23 protein-coding genes and 2 tRNA genes are annotated in these 21,765 nt (G+C 36.2%); 14 read left to right on the top strand and 11 right to left on the bottom strand.

All coding sequences use genetic code 11. The annotated features are described in order from the left end of the window. Together AB8P06_RS00510 and AB8P06_RS00505 are read right to left on the bottom strand one after the other, a co-directional pair. Nucleotides 1-1,089 carry an acyltransferase family protein gene (locus AB8P06_RS00510; protein ID WP_369836443.1) on the bottom strand — a complete coding sequence of 363 codons (1,089 nt, stop codon included), beginning with the start codon at nucleotides 1,087-1,089 and terminating at the stop codon, nucleotides 1-3. 113 nt (nucleotides 1,090-1,202) lie between these two features. After that, nucleotides 1,203-2,087 (bottom strand): neutral zinc metallopeptidase, encoded by an 885-nt coding sequence (locus tag AB8P06_RS00505; protein ID WP_369836440.1) that lies wholly within the window; start codon nucleotides 2,085-2,087, stop codon nucleotides 1,203-1,205. A 183-nt stretch (nucleotides 2,088-2,270) separates the two neighbouring features. Here AB8P06_RS00505 and rplU point away from each other — a divergent pair, with 183 nt between their 5' ends. From rplU to AB8P06_RS00480, 5 genes are all read left to right on the top strand, one after another. Next, nucleotides 2,271-2,846: a 50S ribosomal protein L21 gene (gene rplU, locus AB8P06_RS00500; protein WP_369836437.1), complete on the top strand. Its 576-nt coding sequence runs from the start codon at nucleotides 2,271-2,273 to the stop codon at nucleotides 2,844-2,846. 15 nt (nucleotides 2,847-2,861) lie between these two features. Further along, nucleotides 2,862-3,119 carry a 50S ribosomal protein L27 gene (rpmA, locus tag AB8P06_RS00495; protein ID WP_007842221.1) on the top strand — a complete coding sequence of 86 codons (258 nt, stop codon included), beginning with the start codon at nucleotides 2,862-2,864 and terminating at the stop codon, nucleotides 3,117-3,119. Between the two features lie 183 nt (nucleotides 3,120-3,302). Further along, complete coding sequence (locus tag AB8P06_RS00490) at nucleotides 3,303-3,470, top strand: bacteriocin-like protein (RefSeq protein ID WP_369836432.1); 168 nt, start codon at nucleotides 3,303-3,305, stop codon at nucleotides 3,468-3,470. Between the two features lie 34 nt (nucleotides 3,471-3,504). After that, nucleotides 3,505-3,672: a bacteriocin-like protein gene (locus AB8P06_RS00485; protein ID WP_369836429.1), complete on the top strand. Its 168-nt coding sequence runs from the start codon at nucleotides 3,505-3,507 to the stop codon at nucleotides 3,670-3,672. Nucleotides 3,673-3,791: 119 nt separating this feature from the next. Continuing rightward, nucleotides 3,792-3,962, top strand: a complete 171-nt coding sequence (locus AB8P06_RS00480) for a bacteriocin-like protein (protein WP_369836426.1) — start codon at nucleotides 3,792-3,794, stop codon at nucleotides 3,960-3,962. A gap of 53 nt (nucleotides 3,963-4,015) precedes the next feature. Here AB8P06_RS00480 and AB8P06_RS00475 read toward each other — a convergent pair whose 3' ends face one another. The 6 genes from AB8P06_RS00475 to AB8P06_RS00450 all read right to left on the bottom strand — a co-directional run bounded on the left by AB8P06_RS00475 (nucleotide 4,016) and on the right by AB8P06_RS00450 (nucleotide 9,893). Further along, nucleotides 4,016-6,541, bottom strand: coding sequence for a DUF5686 family protein (locus tag AB8P06_RS00475; protein ID WP_369836424.1), 2,526 nt, complete (start codon nucleotides 6,539-6,541; stop codon nucleotides 4,016-4,018). Between the two features lie 292 nt (nucleotides 6,542-6,833). After that, nucleotides 6,834-6,907: transfer RNA gene (locus tag AB8P06_RS00470), tRNA-Asn, on the bottom strand. A gap of 135 nt (nucleotides 6,908-7,042) precedes the next feature. Beyond that, on the bottom strand, nucleotides 7,043-7,762 hold the full coding sequence (locus tag AB8P06_RS00465) for an AAA family ATPase (protein WP_369836421.1): 720 nt from the start codon (nucleotides 7,760-7,762) through the stop codon (nucleotides 7,043-7,045). Nucleotides 7,763-7,841: 79 nt separating this feature from the next. Continuing rightward, nucleotides 7,842-7,918 (bottom strand) — tRNA-Asn (locus AB8P06_RS00460). Between the two features lie 80 nt (nucleotides 7,919-7,998). Continuing rightward, the gene (gene rseP, locus AB8P06_RS00455; RefSeq protein WP_369836419.1) at nucleotides 7,999-9,348 is read right to left on the bottom strand and encodes an RIP metalloprotease RseP; all 1,350 of its coding nucleotides are present in this window, start codon (nucleotides 9,346-9,348) and stop codon (nucleotides 7,999-8,001) included. A gap of 104 nt (nucleotides 9,349-9,452) precedes the next feature. Then, entirely contained in the window at nucleotides 9,453-9,893 is a 441-nt protein-coding gene (locus AB8P06_RS00450) for a DUF6646 family protein (protein WP_369836417.1), read from the bottom strand. Between the two features lie 106 nt (nucleotides 9,894-9,999). On the opposite strand from AB8P06_RS00450, the gene AB8P06_RS00445 reads away from it, so the two are divergent. Further along, the gene (locus AB8P06_RS00445) at nucleotides 10,000-10,752 is read left to right on the top strand and encodes a nitrilase-related carbon-nitrogen hydrolase (protein WP_369836414.1); all 753 of its coding nucleotides are present in this window, start codon (nucleotides 10,000-10,002) and stop codon (nucleotides 10,750-10,752) included. A gap of 192 nt (nucleotides 10,753-10,944) precedes the next feature. Here AB8P06_RS00445 and AB8P06_RS00440 read toward each other — a convergent pair whose 3' ends face one another. The 3 genes from AB8P06_RS00440 to AB8P06_RS00430 are packed head-to-tail and all read right to left on the bottom strand — an operon-like array spanning nucleotide 10,945 to nucleotide 13,057. After that, nucleotides 10,945-11,244, bottom strand: coding sequence for a thioredoxin family protein (locus AB8P06_RS00440; protein ID WP_369836412.1), 300 nt, complete (start codon nucleotides 11,242-11,244; stop codon nucleotides 10,945-10,947). A gap of 28 nt (nucleotides 11,245-11,272) precedes the next feature. Continuing rightward, a complete protein-coding gene (locus tag AB8P06_RS00435; RefSeq protein WP_369836409.1) occupies nucleotides 11,273-11,647 on the bottom strand; it encodes a rhodanese-like domain-containing protein in 375 nt (124 codons plus the stop codon). Then, nucleotides 11,648-13,057, bottom strand: a complete 1,410-nt coding sequence (locus AB8P06_RS00430) for an MBL fold metallo-hydrolase (RefSeq protein ID WP_369836406.1) — start codon at nucleotides 13,055-13,057, stop codon at nucleotides 11,648-11,650. Between the two features lie 369 nt (nucleotides 13,058-13,426). Here AB8P06_RS00430 and AB8P06_RS00425 point away from each other — a divergent pair, with 369 nt between their 5' ends. The 8 genes from AB8P06_RS00425 to AB8P06_RS00390 all read left to right on the top strand — a co-directional run bounded on the left by AB8P06_RS00425 (nucleotide 13,427) and on the right by AB8P06_RS00390 (nucleotide 21,745). Continuing rightward, the gene (locus tag AB8P06_RS00425; RefSeq protein WP_369836403.1) at nucleotides 13,427-14,953 is read left to right on the top strand and encodes a helicase HerA-like domain-containing protein; all 1,527 of its coding nucleotides are present in this window, start codon (nucleotides 13,427-13,429) and stop codon (nucleotides 14,951-14,953) included. Between the two features lie 29 nt (nucleotides 14,954-14,982). Beyond that, nucleotides 14,983-15,342, top strand: a complete 360-nt coding sequence (locus AB8P06_RS00420) for a hypothetical protein (protein ID WP_369836400.1) — start codon at nucleotides 14,983-14,985, stop codon at nucleotides 15,340-15,342. Further along, nucleotides 15,343-16,566: a 3'-5' exonuclease gene (locus tag AB8P06_RS00415; protein WP_369836398.1), complete on the top strand. Its 1,224-nt coding sequence runs from the start codon at nucleotides 15,343-15,345 to the stop codon at nucleotides 16,564-16,566. A 52-nt stretch (nucleotides 16,567-16,618) separates the two neighbouring features. Then, entirely contained in the window at nucleotides 16,619-17,293 is a 675-nt protein-coding gene (locus AB8P06_RS00410; protein ID WP_369836395.1) for a 3-keto-alpha-glucoside-1,2-lyase-like domain-containing protein, read from the top strand. A 220-nt stretch (nucleotides 17,294-17,513) separates the two neighbouring features. Further along, nucleotides 17,514-18,713: a diaminopimelate decarboxylase gene (gene lysA, locus AB8P06_RS00405; protein WP_369836392.1), complete on the top strand. Its 1,200-nt coding sequence runs from the start codon at nucleotides 17,514-17,516 to the stop codon at nucleotides 18,711-18,713. Between the two features lie 44 nt (nucleotides 18,714-18,757). After that, nucleotides 18,758-19,183, top strand: a complete 426-nt coding sequence (locus tag AB8P06_RS00400) for a hypothetical protein (protein ID WP_369836390.1) — start codon at nucleotides 18,758-18,760, stop codon at nucleotides 19,181-19,183. 223 nt (nucleotides 19,184-19,406) lie between these two features. Then, nucleotides 19,407-21,140: a thiamine pyrophosphate-dependent enzyme gene (locus tag AB8P06_RS00395; protein WP_369836388.1), complete on the top strand. Its 1,734-nt coding sequence runs from the start codon at nucleotides 19,407-19,409 to the stop codon at nucleotides 21,138-21,140. A 122-nt stretch (nucleotides 21,141-21,262) separates the two neighbouring features. Beyond that, nucleotides 21,263-21,745: a hypothetical protein gene (locus tag AB8P06_RS00390; RefSeq protein WP_369836386.1), complete on the top strand. Its 483-nt coding sequence runs from the start codon at nucleotides 21,263-21,265 to the stop codon at nucleotides 21,743-21,745. The last annotated feature ends 20 nt before the right edge of the window (nucleotides 21,746-21,765 follow it).

Genomic DNA, 21,765 nt, shown 5'->3' with positions numbered 1-21,765 from the left:
TTAAGCAGCCGTTTTTCTTCGCATAAACTCAAGGATCTTCCATCCGGAATTGTCAATTTTCTTCACGCCTTCAGCAATGATTGAGGCCAGAATAATATTAATGATGTAAATAAGGATCATTAGTAGCCACCAGGGCATATTTTCTTTCAGTTGAACGACAATGAAATAGACGATGGAAGAGCTTATTCCTTGGGCGAAATAGAAGAAAATTGCATTTTTTCCAACATGGGTAATGAAATTTTCTTTTGTAATTTTCAATCTGTTATAAAAGACAAATAAGGTTACCAGAGAAAATAATGTCCATATGATGTAAGGAATTTTTGGCGGGAATTTGTTTCTGTTGATTTTATAGAATATTTCACCCCCATAGTACCAAAACATGCAGATTAATGCTATGGCAACTATTCCGTAAAGTACAGGAATTATTCCTGCCGGAATTTTTCTGCCCCGCATCCGGTTAGCGATCAGGAAAACGGAAAGATAAAATGCGACATATCCTACCTGGCCTGTTGGGTAAAACCATGGAAAAATATTAAAGATCAATGTGAGAGCAATACAGAGCCCGATAAACCAGTTGATGTGTTTTGGAAAAAATTTCAGAATTAAAACTCCGAAAACGGTTAAAATAAAATAAACCTTCAGATACCAGAAACTTCCCATAACTACGGGGAATGTGTCTGCATTGGTGTATTGATGAAGATACCAGTTTCCGAGATTCTGCCATTGGGGTTCTGTGGAGATTCCTGTGGCAGCATATTTTGAACCGAATGTTGCATAAAAGCTTTGCAACGATTCCAATGAAAAGAAAGTAAGCCCGAAAACTTTGAAAAAATAATCAAAGAAAAACAGGAATGTTACAAAGATCATATAGGTGATCTGCAGTTTTAATAATCTGTAAAATGTCTTTTCAATATTAGCGCCGGAAGTGATCCCGCTTAAGGCATAGAACAGAGCCACATCAAAAACCAATGAAAATACCCGTACTTCGGCCGGAATATAAAACTGCCCGGACCAGAAAGCCGTATGGATAAATATAATGGAAAGGGTTGCCAGGCCTTTTGCAAAATCAATGTAGAGGTCTCTATTCATTATAATATAAAGGTATGCATCAAAAGTAATTAAACTTTGGGGAATATTACAAATAAATGAAAAGAGGTAAACCATGGCTTACCTCCTTTATAATATATCAAGAAATGAATGTTTTAAAGATTTTTAAATTCTTCGGCAGAAATTTCTCCGGTTTGAATTTTTCTTAACTCGTCCATATATTGGCTCATGTAAGCATCAATCTCAGGATTTCTGCTGTTTTTCCCCATTTTGTATGTTCCGTTTAAAACTCCCTGATAATAATAGAAGAAGTTATAATCGAAATCAGCTGCAGAAAGACTGTATTGGCCTAAAAGGAATCCCAGACGAACAGCAGATCTTCTCTGAGGCGGTGTTCCGTGGTGATTTGGGCTGGATGTCTGGTAATCTCCGATAGCCTGGGCAAATTCGTAAGCCGCTGCAATTTCTGAGAACTGCGTTTTATTATACCCGTTTGGTCTTCTTAAATAATATCCTGCAAAACCGTCAGCTTCCAATTCGTTTGGTCTTGCTGTAGATTCATTAACAGAAGGAAGTCCGAAGATGTATTGTAACTGGTGCCCGTACTCATGAGCAAGAATCATTGCATTTACAATATCCCCGCCTTTGCTTTTCGCATCATAATAAATGGCATACCCGTAATAGATTTTCCCGGAAGAATAAGAAATCGCATTATAAGTTGAATTATAATTTGACGGGTCATTAACGAATCGTAATGTAGGATTGCTTCTTCCCCACATACTTGCAATTTTAGTCATTTGAGAATTCATAAAATTGGTGTCTGTGGAATTCTGAAGACTTGTAGTTAAAACCGCCGTTGAGCTCCAGTTTTGATCTACATAATAACAGATCTTTTCCTTTTCTCCGGGTTGTTCGATTTTTAAGTTTTCAGATTGTTGTTCCGGTAATACTGAGTCTTCCAGTTTGTCATCATTACATGCTGTTAATGAGAATACAGCAACTGCTCCTGCTAAAAAGCAGAACTTAAAGTTTCTTTTCATATAAAATATTTTTTTGGTGAAAACGAAGGTATAAAATAATATGATATGTAACAGCATTTTAAATGTTAAAATTATTCATCGCATAGTGAAATGTTGTCAGATAAAAAAACATTGACTGATTGTAAGTTAATTAGAAAATTATTCTTATATTTGCACCTCGAAATAACTAAAAATCTATAAACAATGTTTGCAATTGTAGAAATAGCAGGGCTTCAATATAAAGTTGAGCAAGACCAGAAGTTGTTTGTAAACCGTTTGAAAGGAGAAAAAGGAGAAAAAGTATCTTTCGATAAAGTTCTTCTTACTGTAAACGGAACAATCACTGTAGGCGCCCCAGCTGTAAACGGTATCACTGTGGATGCAGAGATCCTAGACCACGTAAAAGCTGATAAAGTAATCGTTTTCAAAAAGAAAAGAAGAAAAGGTTACAAAGTGAAAAACGGTCACAGACAATCTTTAACTCAAATTCAAATCACTGGAATTACAGGTTTTGAAGGTGGAGCTAAAAAAGCGACTAAGAAAGAAGCTGTAAAAGCTGAAGTTCTTTCTGACAACGCAACTGTTAACTTCGGTGAAGATCACGAACTGAACTATCACTTAAAGAAAAACGGTTTGTCTCAGTCTAAAGAGAACAGAGAAACTTTAATTACTTTAGGTAAAGCAGTTAAAGTTGAATTAGAAAAGAAAATTCTTACTCATGAAGAAGTAGATGCTGCTATCATTAAGAATATCGATCAATTTAAAGCACTTAATAAATAATAATCCACATATAAAATGGCACACAAGAAAGGAGTCGGTAGTTCCAAGAACGGTAGAGAATCTCACTCTAAAAGATTAGGTGTGAAGATTTTCGGAGGACAAGAAGCTATTGCCGGAAACATTATTATCAGACAGAGAGGTACGCAACACCACCCGGGTGAAAACGTGGGAATGGGTAAAGACCACACTTTGTTTGCTCTGGTAGACGGTAAAGTAGTTTTCAGAAAAAAAGCAAATAACAGATCTTTTGTATCTGTAGAGCCAAACGCATAATCAGCGTTTTATAAAAATTAAAAGCCTCAACGAAAGTTGAGGCTTTTTTTGTTTTAATATGTAAATTATTCATTTGTATTCATTTCATGGTGAAATATTTTTATATTTGTGTATCATCAAATACAAATTGCGGTAGCCGAAAAGCATACAGAGTAGGCGACAAATTAAAAACAAAACTATTTTATGAAAAACTTGAAAAAACTCACGAAGAAAGAATTGAAAACAATCGCAGGCGGATCAGAAAGATGCCCGATTCCTGCAACATGGTGTTCAGAATGGTGCACATGGTCAGCCTGGCAGAAAGATCATTGTATAAATGCAGTGATTGATGTTATGCCTTGTGATTGTTAACTGAAATTCTGAATTAAAACTAAAATAAGATATTATGAAAAATCTAAGAAAACTAACAAAGAAACAATTAAAAGTAATTGAAGGAGGTGCTGCAGCTTGTCCTCCGCCTGCAACAACATGCGCGGAATGGTGTACCTGGTCTGCCTGGGACAGATTGCGTTGCAGAAACATGATTATAGATCCGGACCCATGTCCTTGCTAGGATAATTATCCGATGAAATACAGCCTCAACGTTTGTTGAGGTTTTTATGTTTTATATGTAAAGGATACGATTCTGAATCTTTTAACGTTATTAATAAACCAAACTAAAATTAAAATAATATGAAACAATTAAAAAAACTTACGAGAAATGAGCTTAGAACAGTAAACGGAGGTTTTAAGTGTGAAGGAATATCCTGTGACTGGTATTGCGGGTTGCCGGCAGAAAATCGCCCGGTTTGCCTTTCTCCGCAGACATTAGTTCCGATCTGTGGCGGATGTAATGACAGATAAGAATAACGATAAATAAATAAAAAATCTCCTTTATGAAAAGGAGATTTATTTTTTTAAAAACCAACCTGGAAGCCGGCTTTTATTCCGAATGTAGAAATATCCGGACGGTCTAAATAATTTCCGCGCCAGTTAAAGTCTACTCTGAAAATCCTTAAATTTCCAAATCCTATATTTTCAATTCCGAATCCGTACTCATAATAAATATGCTCGTTTGGTGCAGAATATTTGAACCCTTCCACATTGATATTTTTAGACGCATCGCTTAATGTTCCGTAAGCACCTCTGATAAAAGCAACTTCTCTGAGTTTTAATTTTTTAATCAATGGGATATAAGAAAGAATTTTTCCGTTAAAATGATGCTCCAAATGCAATGTTGTATAAGTATCGGCAACAAATTCATAATAATTGAGCTGAGCAAAAGTATTGGTTGCCAAACTGTAAGACTGGTTCCCCGGAATTACGTTTTGTAAAGCCAAAGGTACCGTATCAAAGTTTTTCCCCGCTTCAAAATTAATTAAAGTCTTTCCCCAGCTTCCGATTAAAACAGGTTTATAAAACATAAACTGAAGCTTATTATAGTTGAAATCACCATTGAATAAGCCTTCAATACCGCGTGTATATTTCAAAACAATTGTAGGTGCTAAAGTTCCGTGTTCGTAACGGTCTACCCCTGTTTGGGAAAACTTGGCTCCCGGCCTTGCTATCAAACTTACAGTAACATGAGAATCATTAAGTGTTTTTCTTAAATCACCATTTCGGTAGTACATCAGGTTAAATCCGTCAGGATTGGCAGATTTAATGCTCTGCAGGGTACCGTCAACTCTTATCTGGAAATTTTTCCAGGGCTCGATAGAAGTGAATATATTGGTTTGATTAACCGAACTTAGCGAAGCGTTTTCTCCTCTTGCAAAAACAGTGGACGATGCAAATGAACGTGACATGATTCCGTCATCATTGGTTAATTGTACTCCCAGCTGCATGACATCTCTCCGGGTTCCTGCACCAATCATAAATCTGTTGACCCTGTTGAACATATATTTTGCTTCAACACCATATTTTAGCTGTTGGTCTTTGAAACCGTAAGCAGTATAAAACTGTACTCTCCAGGGGTCATTTCTTGTGAAATATGTTCTTGCTCCCAACCTGATCCTGTCTCCTTCCACTTCATTGGTTCCGTAAATAGAGAAGATGGGACCGAGGTCGATTCCTTTTGTAATATTGTAATATCCTGAACCAAGGGTTTCATATAACTTCACAATCCTGTTGAATTTTGGAGTTTGCTGCAGCTTGTCAAGCATGTCATAAACACCCTGCTCAGTTCTTGACAGAGAATCCGGTCTTGCTTTTACCCAATAGGCATCATCCTTATCAACAAACTTATCATCGTATTCCTCTTCCTTTCGGGTGAAAACTTTTGCGTCCAAAGGTTTGTTGAAGACATATTGTGAATAATCAACGGATCTTTTGGCAATAATACTCTTCGATGTTTTCTTCTTGGAAAAAGGAGTCATCTCGATTTCTGTGACAAACTTTTTAGGTAAAAAAGTATTTTCATCGGGATTATCATACTCCAGCTCTGTAGAGATTGCATTGATAAAATTTACATTGATCTTTTGGGTTGACTTCAGGGTTGCTCCCAAAACGGCATACGTATCGGTATCTATGTAAAGGTATCCCTGAAAAGCTAAAACCTCAGTTCTTTTAGGCTGATATCTTATTTTATACGCATTTTCTCCCCGCATTGATATGGTATCAATCAGATTATAATCATAAGTGCTGAAACCGTCGGTTCCTACTGGGCTCGGGAAACCGATATCAAAATAATTTAAAGTGTTATCATAAATATTGATGTCACGATATAGGTTTTTCGCGGTAAGAGTAACAATCTGGTTGTCCTGGAAGCCCGAAGTTTTCTGGGCCACCAAAAGCTTTTTTGTCTTTTTTTGAGGCTTATTTTCTCCGTAGTTTTCATAGATCGCCTCATTCAGGAAAATTGGGAGTCCCATTTTTCCGCTTGCTGTAGAGTCGGCATAATCAAAGATGAAATCAAGCTTGTTGAAGATTTTTTTCTTCATGAATGCACTATCCAGATTATTGGCATCAAACTGGATTTTTTCGTATTCTTTGTAGGTATACGTATCAAACTTGTCCAGCCCGTTATTTCTTTTTCTTTTCCAGACTTCCTGCATAATAGCATAAGCCGGATTTTCTTTTTTATTTTTATACTTGGGCTTTTCGTTGTGGATAACAACTTCTTCAATATTGCTTACTTTTTCCTGAGAAAGCTTGATGATTAAATTACCGGCATTTTCCGGAGTGACGGTTACGCTTTGTAAAGCATAGCTTTTCCGTAAAAATTTTAATTTATAAATAATGCTGTCAGACTGAACGCTGAAGCTTCCTGTAGAGGTCGTTAAAACAGGCTTATTACTATCATTGATAAAAATATCTACACCTGTTATTTCTTTATTGGTTTTGGTATCAATTATTTTTCCGTTGGCTGTATTTTGAGCGCAGATAAAATTGGAAAAGAATATAAGAAAAAGGAGAGGGCAGTATCTGGAATTATTTGTTAACATTTGTTGTTTTCTTCAAGCATTTAGCATAAACAAAAAGTATGCTGTTTATTTTTTTAAAACGGATAAAATTTAAAAAAATTTCATGGCCATCTACAAAAGTGCAAATGTAATAAAATAACTCCATCAAAATGATAGAGTTATAGTTATAGATTTGTTAAAATAATACAAAATTTGAAAATTATTTGAAGCTATTTATGTGTTTTTTAGTTGTAAAAAATTCCGGAGTTTTGAGAGAAATATTACATCATAAAAATACCATAAAAAAAGACCTACATTTCTGTAAGTCTTTTTGCTCCTCCTGCTGGGCTCGAACCAGCGACCCTCTGATTAACAGTCAGATGCTCTAACCAACTGAGCTAAGGAGGAATCTCTTTGTTTTTATGTGGTGCAAATATAATATGAATATCCATAACAAACAAGTTTTATCCCCGATTCCCGATGATTTTAGACTAAATATATTGAAATTCAATAAGAAATATTTTAACAATTTTTTGTTTAAACTTAAATATCTTCAAATAAATGCCGGAAATAGATCTCCGGAGATTCCAAAAAATTCTTTGTTAACTGATAATGCTCTGTTTCTTTGTAATGAACAGGGTGAATTTTGTCATCTAATAAATAAATTTCAGCGGTTGGATAACTCATCAAAATTGGTGAATGGCTTGAAATAATAAACTGAGCTTTCCCTGCTTTTTCTAATTTATGAATTACGGATAATAAAGAGAGTTGTCTCTGGGGTGAAAGTGCAGATTCGGGCTCATCAAGGATATAAATGCCATTTTGAAAATGATTATGAAATAGTGATAAGAAAGCCTCACCATGAGATTGATGATGTAAAGATTTCCCGCCGTAAGCGTTTAGGATGCTTCTGTCTTCTTCGGCGATTTCATCAATGTATGTAGCGAAGTTAAAAAAACTTTCAGCCCGCATGAAAAATCCCTGAGCTGTTTTAGTATCCCAGGAAAGTGTAAGGTATTCCGAGAGTTCTGATTCTGTTTTATGAAAACTGTAATGGTGATTTCGGTTTCCTCCGGCTACATTAAACTCACATTTCTCAGCAATAGCTTCCAATAGAGTTGATTTACCCATTCCGTTTTCACCAACAAAAAATGTGACATTACTTTTAAGTTTTAAATCCAAGCCATTGCTCAAAAAAGGAAGGTTGAAAGGATAATCCTGTGGATGATCGCTCTTTAAATGAATCCGGGATAAGTAAGGCATGGCATTATGAATTAATATGATCAATTTTCATCAAGCAAAATTATGCCAAAAAAAAGACCTACATTTCTGTAAGTCTTTTTGGCTCCTCCTGCTGGGCTCGAACCAGCGACCCTCTGATTAACAGTCAGATGCTCTAACCAACTGAGCTAAGGAGGAATGTCCTTTGTTTTTAAGTGGTGCAAATATAGGACGAATATTTATACCGGACAAATATTTTATCGAAATTTTTCAAAAAATTACAGCTTGTCAGTAATAATTTTGAAAATATCACTTCCGAAAATCAGTAACATCAAGCCTAACAGGAAGATAACTCCAACCATTTGGGCATTCTCTAAGATTTTCTGTGGTACAGGTTTTCCTACGATCATTTCATATAATGTAAAAATAACGTGTCCACCGTCAAGCCCCGGAATAGGAATTAAATTCAGAAATGCCAGCCATACCGAAAACATAGCGGTAAAGCTCCAGAATGCAGGCCAGTTGATGGCAAAGCTTCCGTCAGCACTCTTATCCACAGGCATAGATTTTACGATTGCGATTGGCCCGCCTACGTTTTTGTATCCCTGGATCTTAGAGTTAAACATAATTTTAAACTGCTTCACCTGCATGGTCAACGCTTCAATAGTTCTCACAAAACCTCTTGGAATGGCTTCCCCGAAAGAATATTTTTTATCTGTAACAAGATTCGTAAGATTCTTGGTATCAACCTGAACACCTAATTTCCCGTTTTTATCTACAGGAACTGATAATGTCTGGTTAGCTCCGTTTCTTACAACCTCTAAAGCAACTGTTTTGTTTTTATTCTGATTAAGTTCCGTACTTACTTCATCGAAGAACTGAATTTTTTTTCCGTTGATCCCAATCACCTTGTCTCCTACAGCCAGACCTGAAGCCTTGGAAGTCGGAGTGGCAAGAGAGTCGATCACCATAGGAATTCTTGGGGTGATGTATAATTTAGCTTCTCTTTGTTTGATAACATCAGCAATACCGTCTTCATTAACTTTAAAAGTAACTTCTTTTCCGTTTCTTAAAACAGTAACATTATTACTGAAAAGAATGTTGATGGAAGAGTTTTCTAATCTTTCAGCAGGTTTTCCGTCAATGCTAACGATCTTATCCCCATTCTGGAAACCCATTTTTTTACCGGCATCACTCAGCCCGATTCCATTTTCGAATTTGGTAAGGTCAGTATAAGTTTCTCCATTGAATAACGAAAGGCAGCTGTAGATCAACCATGCCAGGAAAAAGTTAACCGTAACCCCTCCAAGCATAATAATGAGTCTCTGCCAAGCCGGTTTCGCTCTGAATTCCCAAGGTTGAGCAGGCTGTTTCAGTTGCTCGGTATCCATGCTTTCATCTACCATTCCGGCGATTTTTACATAACCACCGAAAGGAAGCCAGCCGATTCCGTATTCCGTTTCACCTATTTTTTTCTTTACCACAGAAAACCATGGATCGAAGAACAGATAAAACTTTTCTACTTTGGTTTTAAACCATTTTGCAGGTAAAAAGTGGCCAAGCTCGTGAAGAATTACTAAGATAGAAATGCTTAATATAAATTGAAAGAGTTTGATTGCTAATTCCATTAATAAATTTTAGATTTTAATTTGCAAAGGTAACAATTATCAAAACTATGCCAAATAAAAAAGCTCCTCGAAATGAGAAGCTTTGTCATATATTAGACTGATTTTTACAAATTGAAAGAAACCCCGAGACTGCCATTGTTTCCTACTTCAGCAAATACCCCGAATTTCTCTGTGAAAAAGTAACGCGCTCCGATGTGGGCACCAATTCCGAAATCCTTTCCAAGAACACCTACGTCAACACCAGGATAAATATCCCATTTCTCTGGTAATTGTAAAGCTTCCTGTAAATGGAAATTCAGTCTCCCGAAAATAAAAACCCTGTTGTCTTTATCATTGTCTTTGTAATCATCAAAATAAGCATTTAATCCGCCTCCAACTGATATGAGTTTATTTAAACCATAATCATAAGTTCCCGTCACACCGGTTCCATATCCCCACGCACTAAGACCAAACTGTATTTTCTGATCTCCCTTTCCTGTCCATGCCTGAGCATTTGCAGTCGCTCCCAAAAAGATAACCATGAACATAAAAACCAATTTCTTCATAAATTTTTTAATTTTTAATTCGTTATTTGAAAAAATTATCAACATCAAAAATAGAACCGAAATGAATTAAAAACCGTATTTTTATAGAGTTTTTGAAATGAGATTTATGAAAATTACAGGACTGAATTTAGATATTATTTGGAAAAATAAAACCGGGAACTTTCAATTGATCGAAGAGCAGCTGAAAAATCAGAAAGCGGACCTTTTCCTTCTGCCGGAAATGTTTTCAACAGGTTTTTGCATGGATGCTTCTGAAGTTTCGGACCGGAATGAAGAGTCTCTGGAGTTTTTAAAAAAACTTTCAAAAGAAAAAAATGCCGCATTTTGCGGAAGTGCTCCTGTAGAGGGAAACGGCAGGTTTTATAACAGAATGTATTTTGTACAGCCGGATTCAAAAATCGACTTTTACGATAAACGTCATTTGTTTTCTTTTTCAGGAGAAGATAAAGTCTACACACCCGGAAAAGAAAGGGTGATTGTTGAATACAAAGGAATCCGTTTTTTATTGCAGGTATGTTATGACCTTCGTTTTCCGGTTTTTGCAAGAAATAATGACGATTACGATGCTGTTTTATATGTTGCCAACTGGCCTGAAAAAAGAGTAGGAGCCTGGGAACATCTTCTGAAAGCGAGAGCAATTGAAAATTTATCTTTTGTTTTTGGCTTAAACAGGATCGGAACCGATGGAAATAACTTATTTTATCAGGAAAGCTCACATTGCTTTTTTGCAGACGGAAAAGAAATCACTCAGAAAACCGGAAATATCATTTCTGCTGAGCTGGATCTGAATGAATTAAAAGATTTCAGAAACCATTTTCAGTTTTTAACCGACAGGGATCGGTTTTCAATTGAAATTTGAACCATGAAATGGATTAAGTTGTTAAGAATATTAAGCTTAAATGCATTGATAATCTTAATGTAGAATTTATCATTCATCATCTTAATTCTTAATTAAACTTAAATCCTTACTGATTATTAATAGTTTAAAATTAGCCGTAACGAGCTGTAACAATAGTTAGAAAATAAAAAAAACTGTGAAAAGTCACAGTTTTTATTCATATTGTTTTAAAAGTTGGGTCAGTGTGTTTACGTCATGTACACCGCTTTCTTTCCAGAGTAATTCTCCCTTTTTGAAGATTGCTAAAGTAGGAACACCGCGTACTCCGTATTGTGATGCAATAGTGGGATACTGGTCAACGTCTACTTTTATAATCCGGGCGCTTTCGCCCACATTTTCCTTTACTGTTGTTAAAACCGAAGACTGTACTTTGCAGGGTTGGCACCATGTTGCAAAAAAGTCAATCAGAACCGGTCTTTCGGAATCAATGATTTCCTGAAATTTTTGTGACATAATTTTAATTTTATTCAATTAAACATTATTACTTTGTAGTTGATGGCTCGTCCTGAATGGCTTTTACATTTTTCCAGGATGTACCGTCATAAGCTTCCACGCCATTTTTCTTTAAGATTTCCAATGCCTGGTCAGCCTGTATTCCTTTATTGCAAAAGACCACTACTTTTTTACCTTTAAGAGCATCAATATGATTCGGAATTTCTGCTAAAGGTATATTGATGGCGTTCTTTGCGGTACCCTCGGCATATTGTTCCGGGATTCTGACATCTATCAAAGTAACATCAGAATTATTTACAACTTCCCGGATGTTTGTTTGGGGAGCCTGGGTTACGTTTGCTGTTTTACATGCGCCTAATACAAAAGAGATGGCAATAATGAATCCGAAAACATGGTTTTTCATCTATAGCGTTTTTGATTGGCAGACAAAGTCAGAGATCGGGAATTTTTCAGTTTTTTTAATTCCGTTAAATCCGCCTTCTATTTCTGTGAAATTCCTGATTCCGTGTGAATTAAGGATACTTGCTGCGATCATGCTTCTGTAACCTCCCGCACAGTGTAGGAAAAAATGTTCTGAATCGTCCATAGATCCTACCCAGTCACTGATTCCGTCCAAAGGTTTGTTGTAAGCATTATCAATATGCTCAGCAGAATATTCTGTCAGTTTTCTGACGTCTATCACTTTAGAATTTCCATCAAACTGTTCTGCAAATTCAGCTGGAGATATTCTCTTTACTTCATCGGTTTCTTTACCCGAATTTTTCCATGCTTCAAAACCTCCTTTTAGATAACCTAAAACATTGTCAAATCCCACTCTGCTTAGCCTTGTAATGGTTTCCTCTTCCGTTCCTTCATCTGAAACTAATAAGATAGGATGTTTCACATCGATGATTAGTGTACCTACCCAAGGTGCAAAATCACCTTTTAATCCTATGTTGATAGAATTGGGAATAAACCCTTTATGGAATTCACCTGCGCTTCTTGTATCTAAAATCAAGGCTCCCGTTTCTTCGGCAAAAGCTTCGAAATCTTCAACGGAAACCGGATTTAGCCCTTTATTCATGACAAGATCAAGACTTTCATAACCACCTTTATTAAGAGCAACATTCATCCCGAAATATTTCGGTGGTGCAGTTAGGCCATCAAGAACTTCTCTTATAAAAGATTCTTTATCAGGTTGATTTAATGCATAATTGCTTCTTTTCTGATTTCCCAGTGTATCCACAGTTTCTTTCTGCATATTTTTTCCACATGCGGAACCGGCCCCGTGAGCAGGATAAACAGTGATGCTGTCATCCAGAGGTATTATTTTGGAGTGAAGGCTCTCGTATAAAATCCCGGCTAAGTCTTCCTGGGTGAGATTGGTCGCTTTCTGAGCAAGATCCGGCCTTCCGACATCACCTAAAAATAAGGTGTCACCAGTGAAAATAGCCGTTTCAATGCCATTCTCATCAATTAAAAGAAAGGTGCTGCTTTCCATGGTGTGACCGGGAGTGTGCAGCACTTTTATTTTTATCTTTCCGACTTCGAAAATCTGGTTATCTTCAGCAATAATGGCGTCAAATTCAGGATTGGCAGTAGGCCCGTAAACAATAGGAGCTCCTGTTTTTTTACTTAAATCTAAGTGTCCTGAAACAAAATCTGCATGGAAATGAGTTTCAAAAATATATTTTAAACTTACATTATCCTTTTCCAGGCGATCCAGATAAGGTTTTACTTCTCTAAGCGGATCTATAATTGCAGCTTCATTTTCTGATACAATATAATAGGCACCCTGAGCCAGACAGCCCGTATATATTTGTTCAACTTTCATTAGCTCTGTTTTAAAAATTTCAGATAAAGATACAAAGTATTAGATGAATTGTAAATGAAATGTTAAATATGACTGATAGTTTCTGTCGATTTTAGAAATTTTACGATTTTAAATTGTTGCAAATGGTTAATTTACAGAAGGTAATGAATTTGTAAAGAATACTGAATTAGTAGACTGTTTTATATCATATTTAAATAATTGTATAGCTGTTATTTTCTATTTAATATCTTTTTTTGTGGGCTATCCTATAGTTTTTTATTTTGTCTATGATATTGCGGTTAAATTAATAACACAAACTTGATGAAGAATATGATTTTAATGAAGAAATATTTTACAAAAACTTTTATATTTATAAGTTAAAAAAGTTAAATGGCAAACAAAACACAATTTACAGAAGAATTAAATGCAAGATACACTCCAAAAGGAGAACATATTATATTGGGAAAAGGAATGCTGGATGGTGAAGTAGTGCCGGAAGTGAATGTGACGATTCCTTTAAAAACGATTAACCGGCATGGCCTTATTGCAGGTGCAACGGGAACAGGAAAAACCAAAACACTGCAGGTTTTTGCAGAGCAGCTTTCGCATGCAGGGATTCCGTCTTTAGTTTTGGATATTAAAGGAGATTTTTCCGGAATTGCAGAAGCAGGAGAAATGAATCCTATCATTGAAGAAAGGTATGCAAAAACACAACTTCCTTATAACCCACAGCCTTTTCCGGTAGAGCTAATGAGTATTTCCGGAGGTAAAGGTGTAAAATTAAGAGCGACGGTTACTGAATTCGGACCTATTTTATTAAGTAAAATTTTAGAACTGAATGATACACAACAAAGTATCATGTCTATTGTTTTTAAATATTGTGATGATAAGGGATTACCTTTAATTGATCTGAATGACCTGAAAAAAGTACTTCAGTACGTGACAGATAATCCGCAGGGAAAAACGGAGCTTGCTGCCAATTATGGTTCCATTGCTTCTGCTTCTTTAGGAGCTATTCTAAGATCAATTGTTGCTTTGGAGCAGCAGGGTGCCGCCGGTTTCTTTGGTGAGTTGAGCTTTGATGTTCACGATCTGCTTGAAACAAGAGACGGGAAAGGAGTGGTGAATATCTTAAGAGTTGCCGATATCCAGAATAAGCCACAACTGTTTTCTACATTTATGCTTTCTCTTTTTGCGGAAATTTATATGACTTTTCCTGAAGAAGGAGACAGCGGAAGACCTAAGCTGGTATTATTTATTGATGAAGCCCATTTGATTTTTGATGAATCTTCCAAAGCCTTGGTTTCGCAGATTGAAACGATGGTGAAGCTGATCCGTTCAAAAGGAGTCGGGATTTATTTCATTACACAGATTCCGGGAGATGTTCCTGAAAGCGTACTTTCACAATTAGGTCTGAAAATTCAACATGCCTTAAGAGGCTTTACGGCAAAAGATAAAAAAGAAATCAGCAAAGCGGTTGAAAATTATCCGACTACAGAATTTTATGATGCTTCAACTTTAATTCAGAATTTAGGGATCGGTGAGGCTTTTGTGACGGCTCTGGATGAAAAAGGTATTCCTACGCCATTGGTTCACACTTATCTGATTTCTCCTGAATCAAGAATGGATGTTTTAAATGATGCTGAAGTTTCAGATTTAGTTAGTAAATCAGCCTTAGTGGCTAAATATCAGGAAGATGTAAATAAGGAATCTGCATATGAAATGCTGACCAACAGAATGGAGCAGGCAGCACAGACAGCAGCTCCCACACAAAAAACAAGACCGGTAAAAGAAGAACCGGGAATGTTTGAACAGGTTTTGCAAAGTAAAGCAGGAAGAACTTTTACCAGTACCTTAATGCGTGAAGGAGCAAAAGCTATTCTGGGAATGTTCGGATTGGGAGGAAGAAGAAGATAAGACTTAAAATAACCTCAAAACATAATACAATGAAAAAGCTATCGTCTTTCTATTTTATAGGATTAGCTGTTCTGAATTTAATAATGGACAGTGTCAACCGCCGTTTTAGTTTTTTTGATATAATTTTTGTTATTTTAGCAGCACTACCCTTGCTGGTCAACAAAAAATGGATGTACCAGTTTTTCGGAGGCCTGGTTTCACTGATGAGTCTGTATATTATTTTTGCGGTTTTTATTTCCAATGTAAAAGACATACAGCAAAATCAGTTACAGGCAATCTGGACTTATGGCATAGGTTATGTATTCAGCTTATTAACATTATGTTTTGGCCTGCTTATGACGGGTATTATTAATAATCGTAAAAACGTGTTGTATAACAGAAAAGTTTAAATGTATTCAATTATAGATATAGAAAGTAATGGTGCAGGTTATAGAAAAGAATGCATTATAGATGTTGCTATTTACAGGTATGATGGGCAGAAAATTGTTGATCAGTTTATTTCCCTTGTCAATCCTGAAAGTGATATCACTCCTTTTGTGCAGAAACTGACGAGCATTACTCCGAAAATGGTAAAAACAGCTCCGAAATTTCACGAAATTGCCCGCAGAATTATTGAGATTACCCAAAATACCACTTTAGTAGGACATAATATTGATTTTGATTATCGGATGCTCCGTCAGTCATTTAACAGGCTTGGCTATGATTTTAAAATCAATACTTTAGATACAATTCCCCTGGCTAAAAAGCTGATTCCGGATGAGGTAAGTTATTCTTTGGGAAAGCTGGTCAAATCTTTAGGGATTCCTTTAACCAATCATCACAGGGCAGAAGGAGATGCAAGAGCTACTTTAGAACTTTTCAGGCTTTTAATATCCAAGGATACTGAGAATGAAATTATCCAGAAACAGCATGAAGAAACCAATTCTAAGTCTTACATCAATAAAATCAAACAGTTAACTCAGGATCTACCCAACGAAAGAGGTTTTGTCTATTTCCAGAATGAAGCAGGTAAGATTATTTTTTCAGATCATGTACAGGATATCAATAAATTTTCCAAAAAAGTTTTTAATTCAAAATCCAAAAAATGGGAGATCATTCAAAATGAGGTTGAACAGATTAATTTTGAACTTACAGGAACAGACGTCATTGCCAAACTGATATTGAATTCCAAGAATATAAAAAAAAGAGAGGTATTTCCGTTCGGGCTTTATTTCAGAAATAATAAATACATCGTTGAAAAAAATAAGCTGAATAAAACGGAAAAACCGATCTTAAAATTCAAATCCTTTACACAGGGTTCAAAAGCAGTGCAGTTTATTGGAGCACAACCTGAATTTAACGACGTACAGGCTTTCCAGAAGAAAATTGATTTCAGAAAAAGAAATGAGCTTTGGCTGGGTGCGGGTAGAAAATTAGGTGAAAAATTATTCCTTATTATTGAAAACGGAAAAGTGATTTCATATGGTTTTTATGAATTGTTTACCCAGATTCAGACACTAAGCAAGCTTTCAAAACTGAAAATCGATCTGCCGTTATCGTCAACAGATCTCAACAATGAATTACAATTGGCTCTGCTTCGTGGTGATTTTGAGACACTGCCATTGCCAAAATGAGAAATTCATGATCAGGCAAGCCTTGGTTTTCAGATAATCGAAAAACAGATTTATGGTCAGCAAAAAATTATTTATAACGGTTCTACTGAGCCTCGCGATAAGCTTTTTATCTAAAGCACAGAAAATTTCATTAAAACCCACAGATGTTGTTCCGTCTCAGGTAACGATTAAAGAAGGGATATATAAGAATAAAAGTGCACTGATTCTGGAAATCCAGGGAGAAGTAACCAATGAAAAAACATTGGCACTGCTGAAAAACATTAATTTTCATAACGGGATTATTGAAGCAACGATTTCCGGACAGCCCAGTTCTACCGCTGGAGAAACGGCCCGTGGATTTGTAGGGATCGCTTTTCGTGTCGCTGAAGATATTTCAAAAATGGAAGTGTTTTATCTGCGTCCTACCAACGGCCGGGCCAATGACCAGGTACGCAGGAATCATTCCACCCAATATATTTCTTGGCCAGGATATCCATGGGAAAAATTAAGAAAAGAAACCCCGGAAAAGTATGAGTCTTATGCAGATCTGGTGCCTGGCGAATGGACCAAAGTGAAAATAGAGGTTAAAGATGACACGGCTAAACTTTATGTCAACGGAGTCTCACAGCCAACCCTGATCGTTAACGATTTAAAACAGGGCGGAAATCAGCGGGGAAGCATAGGATTGTGGATCGGGCCAGGTACATTGGGCCATTTTACAGACCTTAAAATAACAAAGCTGGATTAAAAGTACTTATGAAATTCATATAAAAATGAAAAATAAATAGTATTTTTGCAAAAAATAAAAAGAAGCAATGCAAAATTTTAAACAAATTAAAACTGGTAAAAAGGGAGCTGTTAAGTTCTCTAAGGTTTGGAATATTTAAAAGAGTTGTCTTGCATAAAAATAATTATAGTGGCAGACTCTTTTTGGAAGAATCTGCCATTTTTTATGTTAAAATGAAATTATGAATTCAAAAGAATTGCTACAAATTGCCAATGAATATGGCACGCCGGTGTATGTTTACGACGCTGAATCTATTAAAACTCAATACGAGAAACTTACATCTTCTTTTTTAAAACACACGAAGTTCTTTTATGCTGCTAAAGCATTAACCAACATAAATATCTTAAAATACGTCAAGAATCTGGGAGCTTCTTTGGATTGTGTATCAATTAATGAAGTAAAACTTGGGTTAAAGGCAGGATTTCCAAAAGAGAAAATATTATTCACTCCGAATTGTGTGGATCTGGCTGAAATTGAAGAAGCAATGCAGCATGGAGTTCATATTAATATTGATAATATTTCTATCCTGGAGCAGTTTGGGAACAAATACGGAAATACATATCCGATTCTTGTAAGAATCAATCCGCATATTTTCGCAGGCGGAAACTATAAAATTTCCACAGGTCATATCGATAGCAAGTTTGGTATTTCAATTCATCAGGTTCGTCATATCGAAAGAGTAATGAAAAGCACCAACCTGAATGTTGAAGGGCTTCATATGCATACCGGAAGTGAGATCAAAGATCCTGAAGTTTTCCTACAGGCTTTGGATATTATGCTTGAGCTTTCAGAGCACTTCCCTAATCTGAAATATCTGGATATGGGAAGCGGTTTCAAGATTCCTTACCAGGATAATGAAGAAGAAACGGATGTAAAAACATTAGGAAAGAAAGTAGAGAAGGTTATTTCCGAGTTTTCTAAATCAACAGGCAAAAAATTTGAATTATGGTTTGAGCCCGGAAAATTTTTGGTAGGAAAAAGCGGCTATTTATTAGTGAAAGCCAATGTAATCAAGCAGACGACAGCAACTGTTTTTGTTGGAGTAAATTCAGGATTTAATCACCTGATCCGTCCGATGTTTTATGATTCTTACCATGTTATCGAAAACTTATCCAACCCGAAAGGAGCAGAAAGAATTTATACGGTCGTAGGAAATATCTGTGAAACTGATACTTTTGCCTGGGATAGAAAATTGAATGAAGTAAGAGAAGGTGATATTCTGGCTTTCCATAATGCAGGAGCTTACGGTTTTGAGATGAGCTCAAACTTCAATTCAAGATTGAAGCCTGCAGAGGTTTTATTTTTAGACGGAAAAGCTCACTTAATCCGTAAAAGAGATGAGTTTGAAGATTTATTGAGAAATCAGATTGAGATATTGTAAGATTTATTAAAAACAGTAACTTTATAAAACCAAATATTAATTTTATGAAAAAAATATTTTCAATCATAGCTATTTCGGTTTTTGCATTATCTTTTTCACAGACATATGTAAAAGTTACTTCTGATAAAAATCAATTGGAAACGGTTTATGCTGGAGGACAACAAAAATTCAATACTGATTTATCCGATAACTTACAGTATACGGGAAATACATTCCAGGTAAACGGAGATTTTAAGTTGAATTTTAATATAGATGAAAACGGAAAAATTTCAGATGTAAAGCTTTCACCGGAACTTTTTGACAAATCGTTCGAAAGAGAAGTCAAAAGAGATCTTGGAAGAATGAAAAAACATTTTGTGGGTAATCAAAAACAGAATGTTTCTGTGGGGCTAAGTTTTTCAAGAGATATACCGGATCATGATGGCAGGGCTTTTCTTACCAGTTCCCAATCATATACTAATACAAGATAGGTTATTTAACCCTAAAATAAACAGGAGACCCTGCAGCGATGCAGGGTCTTTTTTTATGTTGAGAATCCAGATATAATAAAATTTTAATCTTGTGGCGGGCCAAAAATCTTGAATTATTAATTAAATTTGATAGAAGTATGAATATTTTTATACAAGTACCACCTGATTTTACAAACTCTTTCTCTAATTCAGATATCAGATAACGACCAAAAAAATATTAATTATGGCTAAAAATATAGCAGAGCAGATTGTTGAAATGCTCGAAAAAGCAAATGTAAAAAGAATATATGCACTTACCGGTGATAGTCTTAACCATCTGAATATTGCCGTTAAAAAAAGCAGTATAGAATGGATTCATGTAAGGCATGAAGAAGTAGGGGCATACGCCGCCGCCGCAGAAGCCGAGCTGGATGGTTTTGCTGTATGTGCCGGAAGTTGCGGTCCCGGCCATGTGCACCTGATCAATGGAGTATATGAAGCTCATCGTTCCCATGTTCCCATGCTGGTAATTGCTTCCACCATCCCGAGTAATGAAATGGGAATGGACTATTTTCAGGAAACAAATACCATTAAATTATTTGATGACTGCAGCTATTATAATCAAATGATCACAAGGCCTGAACAGGTGCAGAGAATTCTTCAAACTGCCATTCAGCATGCAATATCTAAAAAAGGAGTTGCTGTAATCGGTCTTCCGGGAGATGTTTCCGAGCTGGATGCTGAAGTAGCGAGCACCTCTGCCCGGATATTTAAAACCAATCCGGTTATCCGTCCTTCAGATGATGAATTAAAACAACTGGCAGATCTTATCAACGAAAGTGAAAAAGTAACCATTTATGGAGGAATCGGAGCAAGTGAAGCCAATGCAGAAGTCGTTCAGCTGTCAAAATATCTAAAAGCTCCTGTAGGATATTCATTCCGTGGGAAAATGGCTCTTCAGCCAAATAATACGAATGAAGTAGGATTAACGGGGCTTTTAGGGTTTCCTTCAGCCTATCATTCCATGCACGAAGCAGATCTGGTCATTCTTCTGGGAACAGATTTTCCCTACGAGAAATTTATCCCGGTAAAAAATAAGATCGTTCAGATTGATGAAAGCCCTGAAAGACTAGGACGGAGGGCAAAATTAGAACTGGGGCTTACCGGAGATGTGAAAGAAACAATCAAAGCTCTGCTACCACTTCTTAAAGAAAAGACCGATGTACATTTTTTGAATCAGCAATTGGAGTTTTACGAAAAAGTAAAGGAACAGCAATTAGCTTATGTAAAAGATTTCGGAAAAGAAAATGCAATCCAGCCGGAGTATGTTGCACATACATTGGATAAAATTGCAAAGAAGGATGCTATTTTCACGGTAGATACCGGGATGTGTTGTGTCTGGGGAGCAAGATTTATCACCGGAACCGGGGAACGTAAAATGTTAGGTTCATTTAATCACGGTTCTATGGCGAACGCAATGCCGATGGCTATTGGTGCGTCATTAGCATATCCGGGGCGTCAGGTCATCGCAATGTGTGGGGATGGTGGACTTTCCATGCTGTTGGGAGATATGGCAACCATTTTTCAATATCAACTTCCTGTAAAGCTGATTGTCTTTAATAACAGAACACTGGGAATGGTAAAACTGGAAATGGAAGTAGGCGGAATGCCCGACAATGAAACAGATATGATTAATCCGGATTTTGCCATGGTAGCCCAGGCGATGGGATATCCCGGAAAGAATGTGCATAAGCCGGAAGAAGTTGCTGATGCAATTACAGAATGTCTTAATCATAATGGCCCTTATCTGTTGAATATTTTCACCAATCCGAATGCCCTTGCCCTGCCTCCTAAAATTGATTTTGATCAGGTGTTGGGAATGACAAAGTCTATGGCTCACCTGATGTTAGGCGGTAAAATGGATGAAGTGCTGGAAACTGTCAAAACTAATTATAAGCATATTAAAGGATTGCTGTAACAAAAATTAAAGAGATTCTTACGGATTTCTCAATCAGATAATCATTAAACTTTGCATTTTTTGTGCGAAGTTTTTTTCTTTTTGATGTAATTTTGTTTCATAATTACATAAAGCATACACTCATGAAAACAATATTGCTTTTTATAGGTTTTTTTGCAGCTAATTTTTCGTTTGCACAGGACCTTGAAGATAGGGACGATTCATTTATTATAGAAAATAATAAAAACCTCCTTAAGATAGACATCAAAGAACCGTTTTTACAGGTTGCCGCCAAAAACTGTAATAATTTCACGGCAGCCAGTTTTGAAGGCGGAGCCGCAGCTTATAAAGAAACTCTTAAAAAATATATGTATACTTTTCTTAATTCGGATTTTTATACATTGACCGGGGATTTTACATTTACTTTAACGATTGATGCAACCGGAAAAGTGATTGATACGGAGGGATTCCCAAAGGTGTTAAACAGCGAGGTATTCTTTGATGACATGCAATATGTGGTGAGAAGAATTAAAAAAAACTGGACTCCCGCAACATGCAATGGAAAACCCATACCATCTGAAATGAAACTGAAAATGAGTTTTTCATCTATCGCCGCCGACTTATAATTTATCTCAATACCATTTTG

This window comes from Chryseobacterium tongliaonense (assembly GCF_041224435.1).
Taxonomy (GTDB): Bacteria; Bacteroidota; Bacteroidia; order Flavobacteriales; family Weeksellaceae; genus Chryseobacterium; species Chryseobacterium tongliaoense.
This window is presented reverse-complemented; position numbering and strand designations above follow the sequence as displayed.

Excerpts from the sequence above, each read along its gene's own strand:
- AB8P06_RS00510 (WP_369836443.1), bottom strand. The coding sequence starts at position 1,089 with ATGAATAGAGACCTCTACATTGATTTTGCAAAAGGCCTGGCAACCCTT.
- AB8P06_RS00505 (WP_369836440.1), bottom strand. The coding sequence starts at position 2,087 with ATGAAAAGAAACTTTAAGTTCTGCTTTTTAGCAGGAGCAGTTGCTGTA.
- rplU (WP_369836437.1), top strand. The coding sequence starts at position 2,271 with ATGTTTGCAATTGTAGAAATAGCAGGGCTTCAATATAAAGTTGAGCAA.
- rpmA (WP_007842221.1), top strand. The coding sequence starts at position 2,862 with ATGGCACACAAGAAAGGAGTCGGTAGTTCCAAGAACGGTAGAGAATCT.
- AB8P06_RS00490 (WP_369836432.1), top strand. The coding sequence starts at position 3,303 with ATGAAAAACTTGAAAAAACTCACGAAGAAAGAATTGAAAACAATCGCA.
- AB8P06_RS00485 (WP_369836429.1), top strand. The coding sequence starts at position 3,505 with ATGAAAAATCTAAGAAAACTAACAAAGAAACAATTAAAAGTAATTGAA.
- AB8P06_RS00480 (WP_369836426.1), top strand. The coding sequence starts at position 3,792 with ATGAAACAATTAAAAAAACTTACGAGAAATGAGCTTAGAACAGTAAAC.
- AB8P06_RS00475 (WP_369836424.1), bottom strand. The coding sequence starts at position 6,541 with ATGTTAACAAATAATTCCAGATACTGCCCTCTCCTTTTTCTTATATTC.
- AB8P06_RS00465 (WP_369836421.1), bottom strand. The coding sequence starts at position 7,762 with ATGCCTTACTTATCCCGGATTCATTTAAAGAGCGATCATCCACAGGAT.
- rseP (WP_369836419.1), bottom strand. The coding sequence starts at position 9,348 with ATGGAATTAGCAATCAAACTCTTTCAATTTATATTAAGCATTTCTATC.
- AB8P06_RS00450 (WP_369836417.1), bottom strand. The coding sequence starts at position 9,893 with ATGAAGAAATTGGTTTTTATGTTCATGGTTATCTTTTTGGGAGCGACT.
- AB8P06_RS00445 (WP_369836414.1), top strand. The coding sequence starts at position 10,000 with ATGAAAATTACAGGACTGAATTTAGATATTATTTGGAAAAATAAAACC.
- AB8P06_RS00440 (WP_369836412.1), bottom strand. The coding sequence starts at position 11,244 with ATGTCACAAAAATTTCAGGAAATCATTGATTCCGAAAGACCGGTTCTG.
- AB8P06_RS00435 (WP_369836409.1), bottom strand. The coding sequence starts at position 11,647 with ATGAAAAACCATGTTTTCGGATTCATTATTGCCATCTCTTTTGTATTA.
- AB8P06_RS00430 (WP_369836406.1), bottom strand. The coding sequence starts at position 13,057 with ATGAAAGTTGAACAAATATATACGGGCTGTCTGGCTCAGGGTGCCTAT.
- AB8P06_RS00425 (WP_369836403.1), top strand. The coding sequence starts at position 13,427 with ATGGCAAACAAAACACAATTTACAGAAGAATTAAATGCAAGATACACT.
- AB8P06_RS00420 (WP_369836400.1), top strand. The coding sequence starts at position 14,983 with ATGAAAAAGCTATCGTCTTTCTATTTTATAGGATTAGCTGTTCTGAAT.
- AB8P06_RS00415 (WP_369836398.1), top strand. The coding sequence starts at position 15,343 with ATGTATTCAATTATAGATATAGAAAGTAATGGTGCAGGTTATAGAAAA.
- AB8P06_RS00410 (WP_369836395.1), top strand. The coding sequence starts at position 16,619 with ATGGTCAGCAAAAAATTATTTATAACGGTTCTACTGAGCCTCGCGATA.
- lysA (WP_369836392.1), top strand. The coding sequence starts at position 17,514 with ATGAATTCAAAAGAATTGCTACAAATTGCCAATGAATATGGCACGCCG.
- AB8P06_RS00400 (WP_369836390.1), top strand. The coding sequence starts at position 18,758 with ATGAAAAAAATATTTTCAATCATAGCTATTTCGGTTTTTGCATTATCT.
- AB8P06_RS00395 (WP_369836388.1), top strand. The coding sequence starts at position 19,407 with ATGGCTAAAAATATAGCAGAGCAGATTGTTGAAATGCTCGAAAAAGCA.
- AB8P06_RS00390 (WP_369836386.1), top strand. The coding sequence starts at position 21,263 with ATGAAAACAATATTGCTTTTTATAGGTTTTTTTGCAGCTAATTTTTCG.